This window comes from Pseudoalteromonas sp. Z1A6, from assembly GCF_011378745.1.
Taxonomy (GTDB): domain Bacteria; phylum Pseudomonadota; class Gammaproteobacteria; order Enterobacterales; family Alteromonadaceae; genus Pseudoalteromonas; species Pseudoalteromonas arctica.
Genome location: NZ_WTKW01000453.1, coordinates 1 through 2,734, shown reverse-complemented (window position 1 = coordinate 2,734; position 2,734 = coordinate 1). Strand labels below are relative to the sequence as shown.

The 2,734-nt window shown below is 40.4% G+C and carries 4 protein-coding genes; all 4 read left to right on the top strand.

The genetic code is table 11. The features are described 5' to 3' along the window. The first annotated feature begins 150 nt into the window (after positions 1-150). From GQR46_RS18400 to GQR46_RS18385, 4 genes are read left to right on the top strand one after another with little or no spacing between them, the layout of a single operon-like run. The gene (locus GQR46_RS18400) at positions 151-639 is read left to right on the top strand and encodes a peptidylprolyl isomerase (RefSeq protein ID WP_007586440.1); all 489 of its coding nucleotides are present in this window, start codon (positions 151-153) and stop codon (positions 637-639) included. A 21-nt stretch (positions 640-660) separates the two neighbouring features. After that, the gene (locus GQR46_RS18395; protein WP_010554366.1) at positions 661-1,389 is read left to right on the top strand and encodes an SDR family oxidoreductase; all 729 of its coding nucleotides are present in this window, start codon (positions 661-663) and stop codon (positions 1,387-1,389) included. 24 nt (positions 1,390-1,413) lie between these two features. Next, complete coding sequence (locus tag GQR46_RS18390) at positions 1,414-2,253, top strand: amidohydrolase family protein (RefSeq protein WP_165741972.1); 840 nt, start codon at positions 1,414-1,416, stop codon at positions 2,251-2,253. 49 nt (positions 2,254-2,302) lie between these two features. Then, positions 2,303-2,674: a hypothetical protein gene (locus tag GQR46_RS18385; RefSeq protein WP_165727109.1), complete on the top strand. Its 372-nt coding sequence runs from the start codon at positions 2,303-2,305 to the stop codon at positions 2,672-2,674. Positions 2,675-2,734 lie beyond the last annotated feature (60 nt).

Sequence of the window (2,734 nt, the reverse complement as noted above, 5' to 3'; positions counted from 1 at the left end):
CCACAGGCTGAAAAGCAAAAAGCAGCCCCAACAAAAAAAGATTTTCTGCTAAATTTACAAAAAACACTAAATCAGCCACGTTAAGTTTATAAACAAGTATATTTCGCGTAAAATTGCGCCCTAACATAGTTATTATTTTAAGAGACAAGCATGCAAATTAGCAAAAATTCAGCAGTTGAATTTCATTACACCCTTAGCGAAGCGGGCGAGCAAATTGAAAGTAGCACAAACGAAGCGCCACTTACTTACATTCATGGCAGCGAAGGCATGCTTCCTGGTTTAGAAAAAGCACTTGAAGGCAAAGAAGCTGGCGAAAAATTTAGTGTAACTCTAGAGCCAAGTGAATCATACGGCGAGCGTGTTGATGACTTAATTCAGCGTATTCCGCTTAAGCATCTACAAGGCGATGTTAAAGTATGGAAACCTGGTATGACAGCAATGGTTAGCTCTAACCAAGGTCGTCATCAGGTTACTATTGTTAAGGTTGGTCGTTTTAACGCAGATTGTGATTTAAACCACCCATTTGCTGGTAAAACGCTAACGTTTGACGTTGAAGTTATATCGGTACGTGAAGCAACAAGTGAAGAAGTTTCTCACGGACATGTGCACGCTGAAGGCGGCTGTGGTCACTCTCACTAGTTAGCAATAAAGGAAGTAAGTATGTCTAAAGTTGCAGTCGTTACAGGTGGTACAAAAGGTATTGGCTTAGCCGTAGTTAAGCGTTTGCTAAACAATGGCTATGAAGTACATAACCTTGATATAGAGCTGAGCGAAATCGGTATATTTCATCAGTGTGATGTAAGTGATGTATCGGCGGTACAAAGCTGTATCAACGCTATCTGTGAACAAAGCAAACGTATTGATGTACTTGTTTCTAATGCTGGAAAACACTTAAGCGCAAATATAGAAAGCACCGACGAGCAAACTCTCGATGCACTTTTTGCGCTTAATGTTAAAGGCGCTTATGCCGCAATACAAAGCGTATTGCCAAGCATGAAAGCGCAAAATGGCGGCGCTATTATATTAGTCGCTTCCGATCAAGCAATTATAGGTAAGCAAAACTCTTTTGCGTATAACCTAACAAAACATGCCCTTGCCTCAATGGCTAAAACAACAGCGCTTGATTATGCGGGTTTTAATATTAGAGCAAATGCGGTATGCCCTGGCACAATAGAAACCCCGCTATTTCATAACGCGATAGATGCGTACTGCGCAAAAAGTGGCGCAAACAAAGCTGAAATAGTTGCCGAGGAAGCAAGTCTGCAACCGCTTAACCGATTAGGTCAAGCCGACGAGGTTGCCGCCCTTGTGAGCTTTTTAGCAAGCGACGATGCCAGCTTTATTACTGGCAGCCTACAAAGTATTGATGGTGGTTACACAGCGCAATGAATACTGCCCAATGAGTAATCTGCAATGAGCCTAAAAATTATTGACCCACACGTACACTTTTTTAATTTAGTAGAAGGTCAATACTCATGGCTACAAGGTGCTAACCCACCAGCGTGGCCTAACCTAGAAAAAATTAAACAACCAGTAAGTGCACAGCAACTTGTTAAAAGTACTGACTTTGAGCTAGTAGGGCTTGTTCATATAGAAGCCGGATTCGATAACACCTCCCCTATTAACGAGCTAAACTGGCTAGACTCGCATTTAAAAGGTATTCCATTTAAAGCCATTAGCTACAACCAAATTGACTCATCGGCTGATGAGTTTATAAACTCGTTAGAAGCTTTAGCCCATCTGAGTTTGTGTGGCATTAGAGATATAACCGAAGGTACTGACGCAAAGCGTTTATTAGATGCTAATAGTTTTAAAAACCTAACAATATTATCAGATACCCAACTGCATTTTGGAGCTCAGTTTGATATTGAAAACAGCGAAATAACCAAACGAGTGGCTTACTACGCTAAGCAGCTACCGCAGCTTCAAATTATAATTAATCATGCAGGGTTGCCAAGTAATTTAAATGATTGGCGACAAGGTGTTGAGTTACTTGCTCAGCATGACAACATAGCAATTAAATTCTCTGGTTTTGAATTACTTAGGCTCACCAGTGAGCAACAAGCCGCGTGTTTTAATTTTCTTTTTAATCACTTTGGCCAGCAGCGTATTATGTTTGCTAGCAACTTCCCTGTGTGCCAAATAAATACAAGCTACAACAACCTATGGCACTGCCATAAGGCGCTATGCTCAAACGATAAGACATGGCATGACCTTAGCTATGCAAACGCTAAGCACTACTACCAAGTGTAAGTAAAACTAGTTATATTAAACTCTCTTTTTATGATAATACGGCCAATTTATGAAAATGTACTTTTTACTAATCGTTGTATTTTCAGCGCTTTTTCTCAATGGCTGCATATCTCAAAATCCAGACCCGACACCTAAGCTGCAACATGCTCTACTGGCAAAGCCAAATAAAACAGCGGTTAGCAAAGCAATTAAAACACTTGTACATATGCAAGAGACTCAATTAGCTGATGATGTATTTACTACCAGCAGCACAGTAACCCTTAGCAATGTAGATGGTAATAATATTATCGACACGCAAAGTCGCAATACACCCGATCAGTTTGAATTGATGATTAAAGGCAAGCAATGCTATATACGCCACCTTGATAGTAAAGCAACTATTGAACTTAAAGACGTGGAATGTAAAATCAACGAGTTATAACAAGCTTTACCTCCCCCCAAACGAGTAAAAGCCGGTAAGTGACTAATCACTTACCGGCTT

Excerpts from the sequence above, each read along its gene's own strand:
- GQR46_RS18400 (WP_007586440.1), top strand. The coding sequence starts at position 151 with ATGCAAATTAGCAAAAATTCAGCAGTTGAATTTCATTACACCCTTAGC.
- GQR46_RS18395 (WP_010554366.1), top strand. The coding sequence starts at position 661 with ATGTCTAAAGTTGCAGTCGTTACAGGTGGTACAAAAGGTATTGGCTTA.
- GQR46_RS18390 (WP_165741972.1), top strand. The coding sequence starts at position 1,414 with ATGAGCCTAAAAATTATTGACCCACACGTACACTTTTTTAATTTAGTA.
- GQR46_RS18385 (WP_165727109.1), top strand. The coding sequence starts at position 2,303 with ATGAAAATGTACTTTTTACTAATCGTTGTATTTTCAGCGCTTTTTCTC.